This window comes from Rhodococcus sp. 06-1460-1B (genome assembly GCF_002258475.1).
GTDB lineage: Bacteria > Actinomycetota > Actinomycetes > Mycobacteriales > Mycobacteriaceae > Rhodococcoides > Rhodococcoides fascians.
The window spans coordinates 391,670-407,062 of record NZ_NOYS01000041.1 but is presented as its reverse complement, the minus strand read 5'-3'; the positions used below and the strand labels follow the sequence as shown (position 1 = coordinate 407,062).

Below are 15,393 nucleotides of genomic sequence, written 5' to 3'. Positions count from 1 at the left end.
ATCAATTCTGTCCTACGGCCGCGGGATCGGTGAATCGCACCTCGAAGATCTTGGGCCAGAATTTGCCGGTCACGAGGAATCTGTCGGTCCCGGGGATCTGGGCGATGCCGTTGAAGACGTCGGCTCCGTTTCGCTCGGTGGCAGACATCGAATCCCACATCGGCTTACCGTCGACGACGGCGGTGACGCGGCCGGTGGTGGGGTCGATGCGCATGATGTCGAAGGTCTGCCAGACGTTGGCGTAGATCGAGCCGTCCTCGGCGCATTCGAGTTCGTTGAGTCGTTCCACCGGATTGCCGTCGAGTGTGACGTCGACGGTGTTCACGGCGTCGAAGGATGTGGGGTCACGGAAGGTCAGGGTGGACGTGCCGTCGCTCATGACCAGTCGGTCGTCCGGGGTTCCTTCACCCTGCGTGCACAGCCCCCATCCTTCGCCGTCGTAGTTCACTCGGCGCTGTTCGGCCAGGGTGTCTCGGTCGCGGGCGATGGCGACTCCGTCTTGCCAGGTGATCTGCCACAGGGTGTTGCCGTCGACGGTGATGCCCTCGCCGAACAGGTCGGACGGCAGATCGACCCGCTCCAGCTCGGTCATGTTCTCGAGCGACGTGCGGCGGACGAAGGAGGAGCCCTCCAGCCCGGTGCCCTCGTAGAGCACATCACCGTCGATCTCGAACCCCTGAGTGAAGGCGTCGTCGGCGCGATCGTAGGAACGCAGAACCTCGGCACCCAGCGTGGGTACCGAGTCCGACGCGATGGGGTCCGAGTCGCCTGGACCCGACGTGGACGAACAGGCGGTGACGGTCAACAGGGACGTCACGAGTGCAGCGAAGGTGCGAGCGCGGACGGTCATTGCATCCATGATGGCAGCCCGAACTGGGCGTCACCGAGTTGATGCGGCAAACTGAATGTGTGAGTGTCGTATCTTCTCCAGAGCTCGGATCCATCCGCCCCGTCTTGGCCGATGCCGTGGACCTCGCGCGGCAGGCTCTGCTCGAGCTGGGAGAGGGCGGTGTCGGCGAGTACCTCGGCGTGACCGTGGAGGACGACAGCGCTGCCACCCACCGCTTCGCCAGCGATCTGGACGGCTATCGCGGATGGCAGTGGGCCGTTGTCGTCGCTGCTCCCGACGACGCCGATCACGCCACCGTCAGCGAACTCGTACTGCTACCCGGTCCCGATGCTCTCGTGGCACCGTCCTGGGTGCCCTGGGACGAGCGCATCCGACCCGGTGATCTCGGGCCGGGCGATCTGCTCTCTCCACGTCGTGACGACCCGCGACTGGTGCCGGGATACGTCGCGTCCGGTGACCCCGCCATCGACGAGGTGGCCGGCGAGATCGGGCTCGGCCGCACTCAGGTCACCAGCCTCGAAGGACGGCTCGATGCCGCCGAACGATGGCACGACGGCGACTTCGGCCCGGACAGCGAGATGGCCAAGGCCGCGCCGTCCACGTGCGGACTCTGCGGTTTCTACCTACCCCTCGCGGGATCGCTCTCCGCAGCGTTCGGAGTGTGTGGCAACGAGTTCGCCGCCGACGGTCATGTGGTGCACGTCGAATACGGTTGCGGCGCGCACTCCGATACCGAGCTGCCCACCGGAGCGGGCTCGCCGCAGTTCGAGCCGTACGACGACGCAGCACTCGACGTCACCCCGTCGCCGACCGGTGCCGCACAGTCGAACGTCACAACGACGAACGATGCTGTTGCAGAAAATGATTCGGAGGCGACCGTCTCGTCTGCCGAGACGGTCGCGGTGGGGGAGTCCGAGGTACCCCAGCCCGACGCGGCAGCACCGGAATCGGCAGCACCCGAGTCGGCAGACTCCGCACCGGCAGAGCCAGAGGTGGTCGAGGCCGGGCACGATGCCGCTGACGCAGCGCCTTCCCCTGACGCAGCGCCTTCCCCTGACGCAGTCCCTTCCCTTGACGCAGCCCCTTCCACTGGCGACGCCTCTTCAACTGACGACGCGTCTCCCGCAGTCGATGCCGAGACGCCCCATGTCGGTTCCGATGTCGATCTCGTCGCCGATTCCAGTGTCGACGATGGTGTGCAGCACGAGGATTCGGCATCGCCGAGCTGAACGATCCTTTCGGTACCGGGTCGCTTCGCGAGTCGATTCTCGCGTCCTGGGGTTCCTCGCCCACGCGGCTGCGGGAAGATTCGTCATCCGAGGCAGATCTGGTGCGCGGGGGATACCGCGATCGTTTGTTGACCGAGTTGGCACAGAACGCGGCTGATGCTGCGCAGCGAGCCGGCGTCCCGGGTCGGCTATCGGTGTGGACCGACGAGGCGGATGCGTTGCATGTCGCCAACACCGGTGCCGCGCTGGATGTGTCGGGTGTGCATGCTCTCACCGCGCTGCGGGCGTCGGCGAAGGCTGCGGCCGACCCGGGTGTCGGACAGTTCGGGGTCGGCTTCACCGCGGTGCGATCGGCGTCCGACGAGATCGAGGTCCGCTCGCGCGGTGGCGGGGTGATCTTCAGCGCCGAGCGCACTCTGAGCGCGTTGCGCGAGCGGGACATGACTGTGCCGGAGTCGGGTGTGCCGGTGCTTCGGTTGGCGTGGCCTACTTCCACACCGCCCGCTGCCGGGTTCGATACCGAGATCGTGTTGACGCCGCGACCCGATGTGCAAGCGGAATCCTTTGCCGGGGGGTTCCTCGACGAGGCCGTCGACTTGTTGCTCGAGCTCGACGCGTTGGATTCCATCGAGATCGATGGTGTCGTCGTCGACTGTGTGAGAACGGAACTCGACGATGCACGCGTCGAGATCGCCATCGGTTCGCGAACGTGGCTGCAGTACACCACCTCGGCTGCGCGGTGGATCGTTCCGATGGTCGACGGTCTACCCGTTCCCGCAGCGCCGGATGTGTTGCGGGCCCCGACGCGGTCGGACGAGCTGTTGTCGTTGCCCGCGTTGGTCGTTGCCGATGTACCCATGCAGCCGGATCGTCGACGGGTGTTGCCCGGCGTCTCTGTCGCCGAGGTGGCCCACGGTTATCCCGATTTCGTGGCGTCGTTGCCTGCGTCCGCGCGAGTGTCGTTCGTACCCGAGGTCGGCTTCGCGCGCAGTGCTATCGACGGTGAGCTACGTGAGCTGATCTTTCGCCGATTGTCCACCGCACCATGGCTTCCCGCTGCGGATGGACCCGATCTCGTACCAGAACGTGCGCATGTTCTGGCCGATGCCACCGAGGAACTCGCCGCGGTGTTGCTCGATGTGGTCCCGAATCTGGTGGACGCCACTCTGTCGGGCGCGCGGCACGCGTCGGCGTTGTCGGCGGTGGGAGTGCACCGCATCGGGTTGGCGCGGTTGGCCGAGATGCTCGGCGGGCAGGCCCGTGAGCCGGCCTGGTGGCGGCGGCTGTACGACGCGTTGACTCCGCTCGTCGTCGACGGGTTAGCAGCGGAAGAACTTGCTGCGCTGCCGGTTCCGCTTGCGGACGGTCGTACGGTCACCGGTCCACGGACTACCGTCGTCGGGTCGGACGCGTCGGCCGAGGTCACGTGGGTACGCCTGGTGCATCCGGATGCGGTGAGTCCGTTGTTGATTCGGCTGGGTGCGCGGGAGGCCACTGCGGCCGAGCTGTTGTCGGATCCCGCCCTCGAAGCGGCCCTCGACGATCTCGATTGGGACGGCGACGAGGTGGATGGCCTGGTGTCGGCAGTGCTGGCGCTGGCGGGGGAGGCGGGAGAGCTTCCGGGGTGGCTCGGGAGTCTGCCACTCGAAGACGACGAGGGCGAATTGCGCAGTGCGGACGAACTGTTGCTGCCCGGTGCACCGTTGGCGAGGCTGTTGGTTCGGGATTCGCCGTTCGGTGTTCTGTCGGCGGCCTCGGTGGCCAGGTTCGGTGAGCGGGCCCTGCGCGCGGTGGGCGTCGGCTGGGGGTTCTCGGTGGTGCGCGACGAGTGTCCGACGGGGCCGGATCACGACCTGGACGACGAGCCCGCCTGGTGGTCGAGTCTGGCCACGGAGCCGGAAACCCTTGTTGCGGTTCGTGATCTCGACCTGGTCCGGTCGGATGCCTGGGCCGAAGCTCTGACGATTCTGCTCGACGAACCGAGTACCCGTGCAGCCATGACCGACCGGGACGGCTACACGGCATGGTGGCTGCGACGTCATGCGCTGATCGACAACCGCTCGCCGACCACGTTCCGGGCGCCGTCGGACGAGACGTTCGCCGGTCTGCTCGATCCGTTGGATCATCCGCGCGCCGACGAACTGCACGCGGTGCTCGCCGCGTCGACGTGTGAGAGCGTCGAGAGCGCGCGGGTGTTGTTGCGTGCACTCGAGGACCCGCAGCGACATCCGACGGCGGCGGTGATCGCGCGCACGCACACGCTGATCGCCAGTGCCGTCCTGGATCGACGCATCGACGTGGCGGATCTCGATCCACCGGATCGCGTGCGCACTCTCGGCGGCACCGTGGCCGATGCGTCGGACGGGTTGGTCGTCGATGCGCCGTGGCTGGCACCGGTCGTGCCACCGGAGGTGGCGGTGCTCTCGGACATGACCACGGCAGCCGCGCTGGCCGACGTCCTCGACATCAGGCGGGCGTCGGAGGCCATCACCGGCGAGGTTCGCGGAGTCGGACGCGTCAGTTCGTGGGATCGAGAGCCCGGGGCCGTGTTGGCCTGTGCGGTGCTCGGGCTACCGCTGCCGACAGGTTCGGTGGTGGTGCACCGTGAACTGGTGGTGCGGTTGTCGGGAGCTGTCAGCGGTGACCGTGCTGTGCCGTGGTGGGTGACCGCGGACGGAACAGTGCATTGTGTGGAAAGTTGGGAGCGACCTCGTGGGGCCTGACCATGCCGTGTTGGAGTGGATGGTCGAGCATCGAGTCGGCTGGGTCACGACGATGTTCTGGATCATCACCACGGTGGGGAACACCTTCATGATGTTCGTGTTGTCCGCGGGGGCGTGGGGCGCGTTGCTGACGTCCAAGAGGACTGTCGACGCGTGGATGGTCGCGGGTTCGATGCTCACCGGGTGGGGGCTGATGAATGCGCTGAAGTTCGCGTTCGCGCGGGAACGTCCACCGATTCCTGAACGCCTGGTGGAGATTTCGAGCCATTCGTTTCCGTCCGGCCACGCGACGATGTCGATGTTGCTTGCCACGGTGGCGATCGCGGTGATGCTGCGATCGTCCACTCCGTGGCTGCATCGGCCGGTGCTACTGACGTTGCCTGTGGTCGCGGCCCTGCTGATCGGATTCTCTCGGATCTATCTGGGTGCGCACTGGACGACGGACGTGCTGGCCGGCTGGGTGTTCGGTGCCCTGTGGGGGCTGGGTTGGATCTACGCCGAAAAAGCGATCAGCGCGAGAAATCCGAGCGCTGCGCGATAACGAGGAGCTCGTCACGCATGGCCGGGCTGGAGACAGCGTTGGCGCGTGCGTAGAGGGCGCGGAGCGAGCGGACGTGGTTGCGGCGGTTGCGGTACTGAGCGACGAACTTCATGGCCTGTGCTTTCGTGGATCAAAGGTTATCGAAACTGACATAACCTATGCTCCACGTTAACTCTGTGTTACTCAACCGGCTGAGGGGTTAGTTTGCCCACGTCAGAACGGTTTTCGTGATCGGGCTAACGTGATCCTGATCTCAATCGAGGCCGCGTTGGGCGGTTCTGCTGCCGCGTCGTGACGCGGCTCTCTGCGCCAGGAACAGAGCGAACCCGACAGCGCCGACCGCGATGCCGGACCAACACGTCGCCACCGCGTCGTCGCTGCGGTCGCCGGTGGCGGTGAACACGACCAGCGCAACGATCCAACCGAGGATGCCGATCGTCAACACCGGCACCGGATCGGTGAGGCGGGGCGGGATCTGCGGGACGTCGGCCACGAATTCACGCTACGCCACCATATTTCGCCAACCCTCGCGGTGTGCTTTATCTTTCACTCATGCCTATGTCGTCGCGATTACTCGACAACTACTTCAAGATCACCGAGCGCGGCTCGACTGTGGGTTCCGAGGTTCGCGGCGGTGTCGTCACTTTCGTGGCGATGGCCTACATCGTCGTGCTCAACCCGCTCATCCTCGGTAGCTTCTCGGCCGACGACGCAGCTGCCAAGACCGACGTGCTCGGCAACATCCTGCCCGTCGCCCAGGTTGCCGCCGTGACGGCACTGGTCGCCGGCTTCATGAGCATCGCGTTCGGCATCATCGCCAACTACCCCTTCGGTATCGCGGCCGGCCTCGGCATCAACACTCTCCTGGCCGTCACCATCGCTCCTCAGGTCAGTTGGCCCGAGGCCATGGGCCTGGTCGTCATCGACGGCATCATCATCGTTCTGTTGGCCGTCACCGGCTTCCGGACGGCGGTGTTCAACGCGATTCCGCCCGAACTGAAGGCCGCGATCGCCGCAGGCATCGGTGCCTTCATCGCGTTCATCGGCTTGGTCGATTCCGGCTTCGTACGCCGGATCCCCGACGCCGCAGGCACGACGGTTCCCGTCGGCCTCGGCATCGACGGGTCCATCGCGTCGTGGCCGACAGTGATCTTCGTGTTCGGGTTGTTGCTGATGGGTGTGCTCGTGGTGCGCAAGGTCCGCGGCGGTCTGCTGATCGGCATCGTGGTCACGACGGTGTTGGCGGCCATCATCGAGGCGGTCACCGACGTGGGGCCGTCGAACGGCGTCGACCCCAAGGGCTGGAACCTGTCCGTGCCGCAGCTGCCCAGCGTTCTCGTACAGTCGCCGGACCTGTCGCTGGTGGGCAACGTCGACCTGTTCGGTGCGTTCACCCGCATCGGTGTGCTGGCCGCGAGTCTGTTGGTGTTCACGCTCGTCCTCGCGAACTTCTTCGACGCGATGGGAACGATGACGGGTCTGGGTAAAGAAGCGAATCTCGACAAGGACGGCACGCTGCCCAACATCGGCAAGGCGTTGGTCGTCGAAGGTGCCGGAGCAATTGCGGGCGGCGGCGCGTCCGCATCGTCGAACACGGTGTTCGTCGAGTCGGCCTCGGGAATCGCGGAAGGCGCACGCACCGGACTGGCCAACGTCGTCACCGGCCTGCTGTTCCTGCTGGCAATGTTCTTCACCCCGCTCACGGCTGTCGTGCCCATCGAGGCGGCTGCTCCGGCGCTGGTGGTGGTGGGTGCACTGATGATCGGTCAGGTTCTCCACATCGACTTCAAGCGCTTCGATTACGCGCTGCCGGCCTTCCTCACCATCCTGGTGATGCCGTTCACGTACTCCATCGCGAACGGTATCGGCGTCGGTTTCATCACGTGGGTCGTGCTCGCCGTCGGTTCGGGCCGAGCGAAGACGGTACATCCCCTGTTATGGGTCGTCGCGTTGCTGTTCGTGGCGTTCTTCGCAGTCGGTCCCATCACGGATGCGGTTACCTGATGCTGGGTCGGTACCAGGGCGTATTCTCTGCGCTGTGACGTCGGGAAACAGTGTGAAAGACAATCGGGAATTGGCAAGCGACCTGTCGCTTGCGGTGGTGAGGTTGACTCGCCACCTTCGAGGTAGGCGAGTGGACTCGCAAGTGTCGCTCACTCAGCTGTCGGCTCTGGCCACCCTGAGTAGGGAGGGCGACATGACGCCTGGCGCGTTGGCGGCTCGGGAGCGGGTTCAACCCCCGTCGATGACGCGGGTGATCGCGTCGTTGGCCGAGCTGGGTCTGGTGGAGCGCACGCCGCATCCCACCGATGGCCGTCAGGTGATCGTGTCGTTGTCGGCGGCCGGCAAGGAACTGATCGCGGACGAGGCGAGTGCTCGCGAGGCGTGGATGACCGCACAGCTGGCAGGCCTCGGACCCGAGCAGCTCGCGACGCTGCGAGATGCGGTGAGCATCATCAGCGCATTGGTCAGCGACTCCGAGTAGTTACCTAGGTTTATTATTTGACCTGTGGCTCCAGTTTCACGTACGTCCGGCGCGACGATGTTCGCTGCTCTGAAGACTCGCAACTACCGATTGTGGGCGTCGGGGCAGATCGTCTCGCTGGTCGGAACGTGGATGCAGCGGGTGGCCCAGGACTGGCTCGTGCTGACGCTCTCCGGCGGCAACGGCTTTGCCGTCGGCATCGTCATGGCCCTGCAATTCGGGCCGACGCTGTTTCTGTCGGTGTGGGGCGGAGTACTCGCAGACCGGTACGACAAGCGCAAACTCCTCATGATCACCCAGGTGTTCGCCGCAGTCTGCGGTCTGGTGCTGGGTGTGCTCGATGTCGGCAACACGGTCGAGCTCTGGCACGTCTATGTCATCGCCTTCATCCTCGGCTGCTCGTCTGCCATCGACGCGCCGGTGCGGCAATCGTTCACGATCGAGATGGTGGGCAAGGAAACTCTGTCCAACGCGATCGCGTTGAACTCGATGACGTTCAACATGGCGCGGATCGTCGGGCCTGCGGTGTCGGGAGTGCTCATCACCCTCGTCGGTACCGGCTGGGTGTTCCTGATCAACGCGGTGTCGTTCGCCGCGGTGTTCGGTGCCCTCCTGGCGATGAACGTCGGTCAACTCTTCCGTGTCGAACCGGCACCGCGCGCCAAAGGGCAGGTACGGGAGGGCTTTCGCTACGTCTGGGGGCGGGGAGACCTACGAGTGTTGCTGGCGACGGTGTTCATGGTCTCGACGTTCGGTCTCAATTTTCCGCTGAGTCTGTCGGTGCTGGCGCGCAACACGTTCGGCAGCGGAGCCGACGCATACGGGTTGCTGTCGACCACCCTCGCGGTCGGCACGCTCGCGGGAGCGACCCTGGCGGCCCGGCGCGCCACCGCCCCTCGATTGCGGCTCTTCATCGGTGCGGTCATCGCGTTCGGTCTGTTCGAGCTACTCGTGGGATTGATGCCCAATTACGTTCTCGTGGCAGTGCTGTTGGTGCCCACCGGCGCATTGACGCTGACGTTCACGACGTCGGCGATGAACATTCTGCAAATGTCGGTGCCGTCCGACATGCGCGGCCGCGTGATGGGCATCTACATGCTGTGCTTCCTGGGCGGAACTCCGCTGGGCAGCCCGGTGCTCGGCTGGCTCGCCGACGCCCTCGACCCACGCGCACCGCTCCTGTTCGGCGGTGTCATCTCATTGGCGACGGGACTCTTCGCTGCCGTGTATCTGCTGCGGCACAACAACTTGCGGATCACCGTGGTGCCGCCCGCCGACGGTCACCGGCTGCCCACCCTCGACACGGTGGCCGCAGCCGCCAAGGTCTGACGCTCCTCAGATCCACCCGTGGCGTCGGGCGAGTGCGCAGGCCTCGTGCCGGTTCGCCGCCCCGAGTTTCGCGGCCGCCGCAGAGAGATAGTTGCGGGTGGTCCCGGGTGACAGATGCGCGCGCTGCGCGATCTCCGCGATCGATGCGCCGTCGGCGGCGAACTCGAGCACATCGGCTTCCCGCGGTGTGAGCGGTGAGTCCCCGGCCCCGATGGCTTCCGCGGCGAGCGTCGGGTCGACGTACCGCCCGCCGCCGTGCACGGTGCGCACCACCTCGGCCAGGGTGGCGGCCGAGGTGGTCTTGGGGAGGAACCCGCGCACGCCGGCCTCGAGCGCCTTCTTCAGGTAGCCCGGCCGACCGTGGCTGGTGACGATGATCGACGCGCAGGTGGGCAGTGTCTCGGCAATTTTCTGCGCCGTCTCGATGCCGTCGATCCCGCCCATCTGCAGGTCCAGCACTGCCACATCGGGTGCCAGGGCCGCGGCAACCGTCAGGGCCTTCTCGCCCGAATCGGCCTGTCCGACGATCTCGATGTCGTCCTCCAGATCGAGCATGGTCGCCAGCGCCGATCGAATGAGGTTCTCGTCGTCGGCCAGTAGAACTCGAATCATGGTGTGGTCCTCGGGTTCTGGGGCGATGTGGGCAACACTGCGATGAGGGTGAATTTCTCGGTTGTCTGCTCCGTGCGCAGTTCCCCTCCGACCGCGACCAAGCGTTCCCGTAGGCCGCTCAGACCCGTGCCGTCGTTGCGGCCGTTCGGCGCACCGGGGTGGTCGTTGGTCAGTCGAATACTGCTGTCGGTCAGTTCGATTCGGCAATAGGTGGCCGCGGAGTGACGCAGTATGTTCGTCACGCCTTCACGAACCACCCAGGCGGCCGCCTCGGCCCCCCGCTCGGACAGTGCCGAGGTCTCACCGGTGAGCTCGGTGGATATCCCGGCCGCCGACAGGAGCGAGCGGGCACCGTCGAGTTCGCCTGCGACATCCACCGATCGATAGCCGCGCACCAGCTTTCGGGCGTCGGTCATCGATTCCTGCGCCAACGCGCGCACCTCGTCCATCTGCGTCGCGGCGCGGTCGTCACCCCGGCGGGCCAGCGTCGCGGCAAGTTCACTCTTGACCGCGATGGCCGAGAGCGCGCGTCCGACGACGTCGTGCAGATCGCGCGAGAACCTCAGGCGCTCCTCTGCGACGGAGAGAGCTGCGGCTGCGTCGCGGGTGGCGTCGAGTTCGGTCACGATGCGCAGCAGCCACGCCGACAGTTGCACGGTGAAGGCCATGAAAGCGATGAAGACGCCGAGTATTACCGTTTCCAGCGCCGGGGTTCCCACGGCCGCGGCAATCGCGGCCGCGGCCACGGCTGCCGCGAGAGACCAGCGCAATCGAATCAGGGTCGCGACCGCGGTGGTGACGAGTACCGCGGCCCAGAGTGCATTGCTCGTCGTCCCTCCGGCAACCAGCACCACAGCGGCGACGGCCATGATCGCCAACGGGATTCGAGGGTTGGCCGTCGACTCGCCGCCGAGTGCCGGGGTGCGCTGAACGACCACGAAAGCGGCGGCGGCACACACCGCTGCCGCCGCCGTCGATCGATAATCGTCGTACTGAAGCGTCGTCAGCATCGCGCCGACGGCGACACCGACGGTGATCAGCAGGAACGATTGGCGGGTGTAGACGCGTACCTTCTCCACTGCACTGCTGTCGTTCCAGCCGTGCAGTGGATTGAGGTACTCGTACAGCTTCATGATCTCCAGCCTTGCAGACGGGCGACGACAGTGCGATCAGGACCGCGGTTCCCAGCGGAAGTGGGTGCGGGCGATCAGCAGGCTGCCGAGAATCCAGGCCAGCATCACCGCCACCGGCATGGCGGCCTCGCCGAAGGTGGCGGCGAACCCGACCGACGCGTCGCCGGGGGTGGTGGTACCGAACCAGCCCAGATTCAACAGGTCCGACACCGCGGCCATGGGAGTCAGCTCGACGACTCGGCTCAGTGAATCCGGGAGAACGTCGCGCAGCATGGCCGAGCCGGCCATGGCGATCAGAATGACCGGCAGGCTGGTGATCTGCGCTGCTTCCGCATTACGGGTGAAGGCAGACGTGATCAACGCCAGTGCGGCGAACAGTGCAGCGCCGCCGAGGAGGGCAACAGCGACGAGCAAGACGTTGGTGGGAACCGGGCCGCCGAAGGCCAGCACGACGGCCCCGACGATCAGGCCCAGCGTGACGGTGAGGATCAGCGAGGGTATCGCCGGGCCGAGCAGTATCTGAATGTCCGAACTCTCTCCGGTGCGAAGTCGCTTGAGTACCAACTCGTCTCGCCGCGTGGCGTAGATCGAGAGCATGTTGTAGTAGACCATGAACACCAGGAGGAACAGTGCGAAGATCTCGAGCGCGGCTCCGACTCCGGTATCGGTCAATCCGTTGTCGGATCGGCTGCCGACGATCAGCAGCACGATCGGGAAGATCAACGGCATGACGACCGCATTGAACAGCAGTACTCGGTTGCGTCCGAGCAGTGTGAATTCTGCTCGCGACAGGGCGGTCATCGTACTCATGCGCTCATCACCTCGGTCTTGTCGGTAGCTGGGTCGTTCACATCGGAGTTGTCGAATTCGTCTGCGATGGAGAGGAACACGGTCTCCAGCGATGCCGCTCGGGCGTCCAGGCCGTGCAGGGTGACGCCGTTGGTGCGAGCCCACATCAGTAGATCGGTCAGCGTCTCCTGAACCGAGGACGTCTGGATCGAGACCGTCTCTCCCGAGACGTCCATGGATGTGCCCGGCAGCGACGGCAGTGCCGTTCCGGGGGCCTTCAGTTCGATCTTCGCCGGATGGTCGGCGACCACCTCGTCCACGGTGCCACTGCGAACGACTCTGCCGCGGTGCATGATCGCGAGTCGATCGCACAGCGATTCGGCCTCGTCGAGGTAGTGCGTCGTCAACATGATCGTGACGCCGGAGTTCTTCAGTTCCTGGATCAACCGCCATGTGTTGCGGCGACTTTCGGGGTCGAGACCGGTGGTCGGCTCGTCCAGGAACAAGATGCGTGGACGGCTGATGATCGCGCATGCCAGGTCCAGCCTGCGCTGCTCGCCGCCGGACAGGAATTTCACCCGCGTATCGGCACGGTCGGCCAGGTCCACGCGACCGAGCACCTCCGCCACCGGCAGTGGATGGCTGCAGGTGCCCGCCCACATCCGAAGACTCTCGGCGGTGGTCAGATCCTGAGGCAGTCCGCCCTTCTGCAGCATGATTCCCAGAGCCGGCCGGACCTTGCGGCGATCGGCCACCGGATCCATTCCCATGATCCGCACCGTGCCCTTGCTGGGTCGCGAAAGGCCCTGAATCACTTCGAGAGTGGATGTCTTGCCCGCACCGTTGGTGCCCAGTAGGCCGAACAGCTCACCCTCCGCGACATGGAGATCGAGAGCCTGGACGGCCTCGTACGCGTTCTTGCCCGATCCGTAGCGGCGAGTCATCCCGTCGACGTCGATGATGGTCATGATTGCGTCCCCCAATGGCGCAGTCCGATGACGAACCGGACACCCATGAAGGCGACGATGACGCCCAGTGCGACGAACGCCGGAAGGGACGGGCCGACAATCGCGAACAGCACGGCGATGATCGCGATGCTGATGACGATGACGACAATCTCACGCGCCATCGTCGGAGCCGGCCCGAGCTCCATCAGATCGGTGAACAGATTTCCTTCGTCTGGTTGCTTCATGACTACGATCCTGCTGCGCGTCGAGCACCGAAAACAGTGCAGCGCATCATGACCTGAGGTGACACCGTCACGGTCCAGCCATGACAAACGTCATGCGCGCGTGTCTCCACCCGATCTCCACCCGTGGGTCGATGTGTCCCCACCGCGATCTTCGTAGCGTTGCTGCCATGAACATTGCAACGATTGCTCTCGTAGTCCTTCTGGTCGGATACCTGCTGGTGCGGCGCATGACCGGCCAGCTCATGGAAGCTCGGCGCATGCTGGTGCTTCCGGCGATCCTCGCCGTCGCCGGACTGGCGTCACTGAATTCGACGGCGCTCTCGGCCACGGCGATCGGGTTCTTGCTCCTCGGCTGTGTCGTCGGAGCCGTGTTCGGGGTGGTCCGCGGCTACACCGTCCGGATCGCCGAGCGGGACGGAGCGGCATGGATGCGTTACTCGTTGGCGTCGGTCGGCCTATGGGTGGCCGCGATCGCGGTGCGCCTCCTCCTCGTGCCGGTGGAGAATGTCGTGGATCCGGCAGCAGCGTCGGTCGCCGGGCAGGCCACCATGTTGGCCGTGGGGGTCGGATTCCTCGCCGAATCGGTCGTGGTGCTCTACCGAGCCATGCATTCCGAGGCCACCATCGTGTGGCGAGCCGACAAGTCCGGCAACCACACGTTGTCGCCTACGCTGGCCGACATGCACAGTCGGGTTCGCGAAGGACGGGCGAAGATTCGGTGACGTCGGCACCCACGCCGGACGTACGGTTACCCGCACTCGACAGCTTCCGGCTGTCGAGTCGGCCGTATGTCACGGCCGTCGTCGTCGTGGCGGCGTTCGCGACGTCGGATCTGCACGATCCGCTCGTGCTCACGCTGCTCGTCGTCAACAGTCTCGTACTGGCGGCCTCGACGGTGTCGCGACGGTCGACCGGTCTCCGGCTCTCGCTCGCCGGGGCCGGCATCGCACTGGTCGCCTCCGCCGCGATTCTTCCTCTGGGCGGAACCGGGGTCGCAGCAGCGTTTCCGTTCCTGTTCGCCGGACATGCCGGGTGGCGGTTCAAGCCGTCGATTGCGTTTCCGTATGCGGTGTCGCTCAGCGTGGCGTGCGCGTGCGCGCTGTGGATCGCCGATCACCATGGTGTCGACGGGTGGCCATGGGCCGCCGGTCTTTTCGCCGGGTGGCCGGTACTGATCGGGTATTCACGACGCAGTCGTCTGGACGCACTGCGCAATGCCCGGCGCGCCACCGACGCCGAATTGCGCGAGCATGCCCTGGCCGAGCGGGCCCGTATCGCACGCGACATCCACGACGTTCTCGCGCATTCGCTGTCCGGGGTCAACATGCAGCTCGAAGTCGCCGACGCGTTGCTCGACGCCGGTCGCGCCGACGAGGCCAGAGCCGCGGTGAGCAAGGCGCAGAGCCTCGTTCGCGAGGGCCTCACCGAAACCCGCAGGGCCGTGCAGACTTTGCGTCAGGACGTTCTGCCCCTGGTGCCGACGATGGCCGCTTTGGTGGACGCGGACGGGAACTTCCGGGTCGAGGGCGAGGCTGTCGATCTCGATACGCCGCAGTCGCAGTTCCTTGTTCGGTGCGCGCAGGAGGCGCTGACCAATGCCCGTACCCATGCTCCCGGAGCGGCAGTCGACGTAGTGCTTCGCTTCGCGGCAGAACAGGTGGAGCTCTCCGTGACCAACGGCCCGGCTCCGTCGCCGCCGAAACCGGTCGACAGTACCGGAATGGGATTGGTCGGCATGCGCGAGCGCGCCGCACTGGTCGGCGGGTCGGTCGCGGCGGGTCCGGACGGGCGGGGTTGGACGGTCCGTGCCACAGTTGCTGTGCCGCAACCACACTGAAGACGACACGAAGGTGAGGGTATGAGCATTCGGATAGTGATCGCCGACGATCAGGCGTCGGTGCGCGAGGCGCTGGCGACGATGCTCGATCTGATCGACGACATCACCGTCGTCTCGACCGCGACGGACGGCGACAGCGCGGTCGCCGCAGTGCAGGCCGCGATGAGTACCGAATCCCTCGATGTCGTGCTGATGGACCTGCGGATGCCGGGCACCGACGGGATAGAGGCGACCCGAACCCTGAAGGGGCTCTTCCCCGATCTACCCGTGGTGGTGTTGACGACCTTCTCCGACGAACGCTCGATACTCGATGCACTCGGAGCGGGCGCACGCGGATATCTCACCAAGGACGCCGGACGGATCGAGATAGCGGCGGCATTGCGGGCGGCGGCAGCCGGGCAGTCCGTACTGAATCCGGAGGTACAGGCTCGCCTGCTCGGAGCCGTCGAGCACTTCCGTCCGCCCGAGATCCCAGCTGGTTTGACCCCGCGTGAGGTCGAGGTCCTACGCGCGATCTCGGCCGGTTTGTCGAACCGCGAGATCGCGCAGCAGATGTTCGTCAGCGAGGCGACAGTCAAGACACACATCAACCATCTGTTCGCGAAAGCCCGACTGCGAGATCGAGCGCAGGCCGTGCACTTCGCCTTCACGCACGGGCTGGCGGGATAGTCGC

16 protein-coding genes and 1 pseudogene are annotated in these 15,393 nt (G+C 65.7%); 9 read left to right on the top strand and 8 right to left on the bottom strand.

Annotated features, from left to right (window positions below):
* Nucleotide 1: 1 nt before the first annotated feature.
* Nucleotides 2-850 (bottom strand): glutaminyl-peptide cyclotransferase, encoded by an 849-nt coding sequence (locus tag CH268_RS24850; protein ID WP_441346997.1) that lies wholly within the window; start codon nt 848-850, stop codon nt 2-4.
* Nucleotides 851-891: 41 nt separating this feature from the next.
* Here CH268_RS24850 and CH268_RS24845 point away from each other — a divergent pair.
* The 3 genes and pseudogenes from CH268_RS24845 to CH268_RS24835 all read left to right on the top strand — a co-directional run.
* Nucleotides 892-1,827: pseudogene (locus tag CH268_RS24845) on the top strand (DUF3027 domain-containing protein); the annotation flags it as partial.
* A gap of 248 nt (nt 1,828-2,075) precedes the next feature.
* Nucleotides 2,076-4,802, top strand: a complete 2,727-nt coding sequence (locus tag CH268_RS24840; RefSeq protein ID WP_094666171.1) for a sacsin N-terminal ATP-binding-like domain-containing protein — start codon at nt 2,076-2,078, stop codon at nt 4,800-4,802.
* Nucleotides 4,792-5,343, top strand: coding sequence for a phosphatase PAP2 family protein (locus CH268_RS24835; RefSeq protein ID WP_230591092.1), 552 nt, complete (start codon nt 4,792-4,794; stop codon nt 5,341-5,343). Before CH268_RS24840 ends, CH268_RS24835 begins: the two co-directional genes overlap by 11 nt.
* Here the strand turns inward: CH268_RS24835 and CH268_RS28015 are convergent.
* Together CH268_RS28015 and CH268_RS24830 are read right to left on the bottom strand one after the other, a co-directional pair.
* Complete coding sequence (locus tag CH268_RS28015; protein WP_167327272.1) at nt 5,312-5,455, bottom strand: hypothetical protein; 144 nt, start codon at nt 5,453-5,455, stop codon at nt 5,312-5,314. The genes CH268_RS24835 and CH268_RS28015 overlap by 32 nt on opposite strands.
* Before the next feature lie 141 nt (nt 5,456-5,596).
* Entirely contained in the window at nt 5,597-5,836 is a 240-nt protein-coding gene (locus CH268_RS24830; protein WP_027495903.1) for a DUF2530 domain-containing protein, read from the bottom strand.
* A gap of 59 nt (nt 5,837-5,895) precedes the next feature.
* On the opposite strand from CH268_RS24830, the gene CH268_RS24825 reads away from it, so the two are divergent.
* The 3 genes from CH268_RS24825 to CH268_RS24815 are packed head-to-tail and all read left to right on the top strand — an operon-like array spanning nt 5,896 to nt 9,157.
* A complete protein-coding gene (locus CH268_RS24825) occupies nt 5,896-7,347 on the top strand; it encodes an NCS2 family permease (RefSeq protein ID WP_027495904.1) in 1,452 nt (483 codons plus the stop codon).
* Nucleotides 7,348-7,399: 52 nt separating this feature from the next.
* The gene (locus tag CH268_RS24820) at nt 7,400-7,828 is read left to right on the top strand and encodes a MarR family winged helix-turn-helix transcriptional regulator (RefSeq protein ID WP_027495905.1); all 429 of its coding nucleotides are present in this window, start codon (nt 7,400-7,402) and stop codon (nt 7,826-7,828) included.
* Nucleotides 7,829-7,885: 57 nt separating this feature from the next.
* The gene (locus tag CH268_RS24815) at nt 7,886-9,157 is read left to right on the top strand and encodes an MFS transporter (RefSeq protein ID WP_094666170.1); all 1,272 of its coding nucleotides are present in this window, start codon (nt 7,886-7,888) and stop codon (nt 9,155-9,157) included.
* A gap of 6 nt (nt 9,158-9,163) precedes the next feature.
* Here the strand turns inward: CH268_RS24815 and CH268_RS24810 are convergent, their stop codons facing one another.
* Genes CH268_RS24810 through CH268_RS24790 form a run of 5 tightly spaced genes read right to left on the bottom strand, consistent with a single transcriptional unit; the run spans nt 9,164 to nt 12,883 of the window.
* Nucleotides 9,164-9,769 (bottom strand): response regulator transcription factor, encoded by a 606-nt coding sequence (locus CH268_RS24810; protein WP_027495906.1) that lies wholly within the window; start codon nt 9,767-9,769, stop codon nt 9,164-9,166.
* Nucleotides 9,766-10,902, bottom strand: coding sequence for a sensor histidine kinase (locus CH268_RS24805; protein ID WP_094666169.1), 1,137 nt, complete (start codon nt 10,900-10,902; stop codon nt 9,766-9,768). Before CH268_RS24805 ends, CH268_RS24810 begins: the two co-directional genes overlap by 4 nt.
* A gap of 36 nt (nt 10,903-10,938) precedes the next feature.
* On the bottom strand, nt 10,939-11,712 hold the full coding sequence (locus CH268_RS24800) for an ABC transporter permease (RefSeq protein ID WP_094666168.1): 774 nt from the start codon (nt 11,710-11,712) through the stop codon (nt 10,939-10,941).
* Nucleotides 11,709-12,659 carry an ABC transporter ATP-binding protein gene (locus tag CH268_RS24795; RefSeq protein WP_032365883.1) on the bottom strand — a complete coding sequence of 317 codons (951 nt, stop codon included), beginning with the start codon at nt 12,657-12,659 and terminating at the stop codon, nt 11,709-11,711. Before CH268_RS24795 ends, CH268_RS24800 begins: the two co-directional genes overlap by 4 nt.
* Nucleotides 12,656-12,883, bottom strand: a complete 228-nt coding sequence (locus CH268_RS24790; RefSeq protein WP_176457023.1) for a hypothetical protein — start codon at nt 12,881-12,883, stop codon at nt 12,656-12,658. The genes CH268_RS24795 and CH268_RS24790 overlap by 4 nt, the downstream gene beginning before the upstream one ends.
* Nucleotides 12,884-13,050: 167 nt before the next feature.
* Between CH268_RS24790 and CH268_RS24785 the strand changes: the two genes are divergently transcribed.
* The 3 genes from CH268_RS24785 to CH268_RS24775 are packed head-to-tail and all read left to right on the top strand — an operon-like array spanning nt 13,051 to nt 15,389.
* On the top strand, nt 13,051-13,605 hold the full coding sequence (locus CH268_RS24785; protein ID WP_027495911.1) for a CcdC protein domain-containing protein: 555 nt from the start codon (nt 13,051-13,053) through the stop codon (nt 13,603-13,605).
* Nucleotides 13,602-14,720, top strand: a complete 1,119-nt coding sequence (locus CH268_RS24780; protein ID WP_080731035.1) for a sensor histidine kinase — start codon at nt 13,602-13,604, stop codon at nt 14,718-14,720. Before CH268_RS24785 ends, CH268_RS24780 begins: the two co-directional genes overlap by 4 nt.
* Nucleotides 14,721-14,741: 21 nt before the next feature.
* Nucleotides 14,742-15,389: a response regulator transcription factor gene (locus CH268_RS24775; RefSeq protein ID WP_094666167.1), complete on the top strand. Its 648-nt coding sequence runs from the start codon at nt 14,742-14,744 to the stop codon at nt 15,387-15,389.
* The last annotated feature ends 4 nt before the right edge of the window (nt 15,390-15,393 follow it).

Coding starts and splice junctions, on each gene's coding strand:
- CH268_RS24795 (WP_032365883.1), bottom strand. CDS start 12,659: ATGACCATCATCGACGTCGACGGGATGACTCGCCGCTACGGATCGGGC.
- CH268_RS24775 (WP_094666167.1), top strand. CDS start 14,742: ATGAGCATTCGGATAGTGATCGCCGACGATCAGGCGTCGGTGCGCGAG.
- CH268_RS24815 (WP_094666170.1), top strand. CDS start 7,886: ATGTTCGCTGCTCTGAAGACTCGCAACTACCGATTGTGGGCGTCGGGG.
- CH268_RS24825 (WP_027495904.1), top strand. CDS start 5,896: ATGCCTATGTCGTCGCGATTACTCGACAACTACTTCAAGATCACCGAG.
- CH268_RS28015 (WP_167327272.1), bottom strand. CDS start 5,455: ATGAAGTTCGTCGCTCAGTACCGCAACCGCCGCAACCACGTCCGCTCG.
- CH268_RS24785 (WP_027495911.1), top strand. CDS start 13,051: ATGAACATTGCAACGATTGCTCTCGTAGTCCTTCTGGTCGGATACCTG.
- CH268_RS24850 (WP_441346997.1), bottom strand. CDS start 850: ATGACCGTCCGCGCTCGCACCTTCGCTGCACTCGTGACGTCCCTGTTG.
- CH268_RS24800 (WP_094666168.1), bottom strand. CDS start 11,712: ATGAGTACGATGACCGCCCTGTCGCGAGCAGAATTCACACTGCTCGGA.
- CH268_RS24805 (WP_094666169.1), bottom strand. CDS start 10,902: ATGAAGCTGTACGAGTACCTCAATCCACTGCACGGCTGGAACGACAGC.
- CH268_RS24790 (WP_176457023.1), bottom strand. CDS start 12,883: ATGAAGCAACCAGACGAAGGAAATCTGTTCACCGATCTGATGGAGCTC.
- CH268_RS24810 (WP_027495906.1), bottom strand. CDS start 9,769: ATGATTCGAGTTCTACTGGCCGACGACGAGAACCTCATTCGATCGGCG.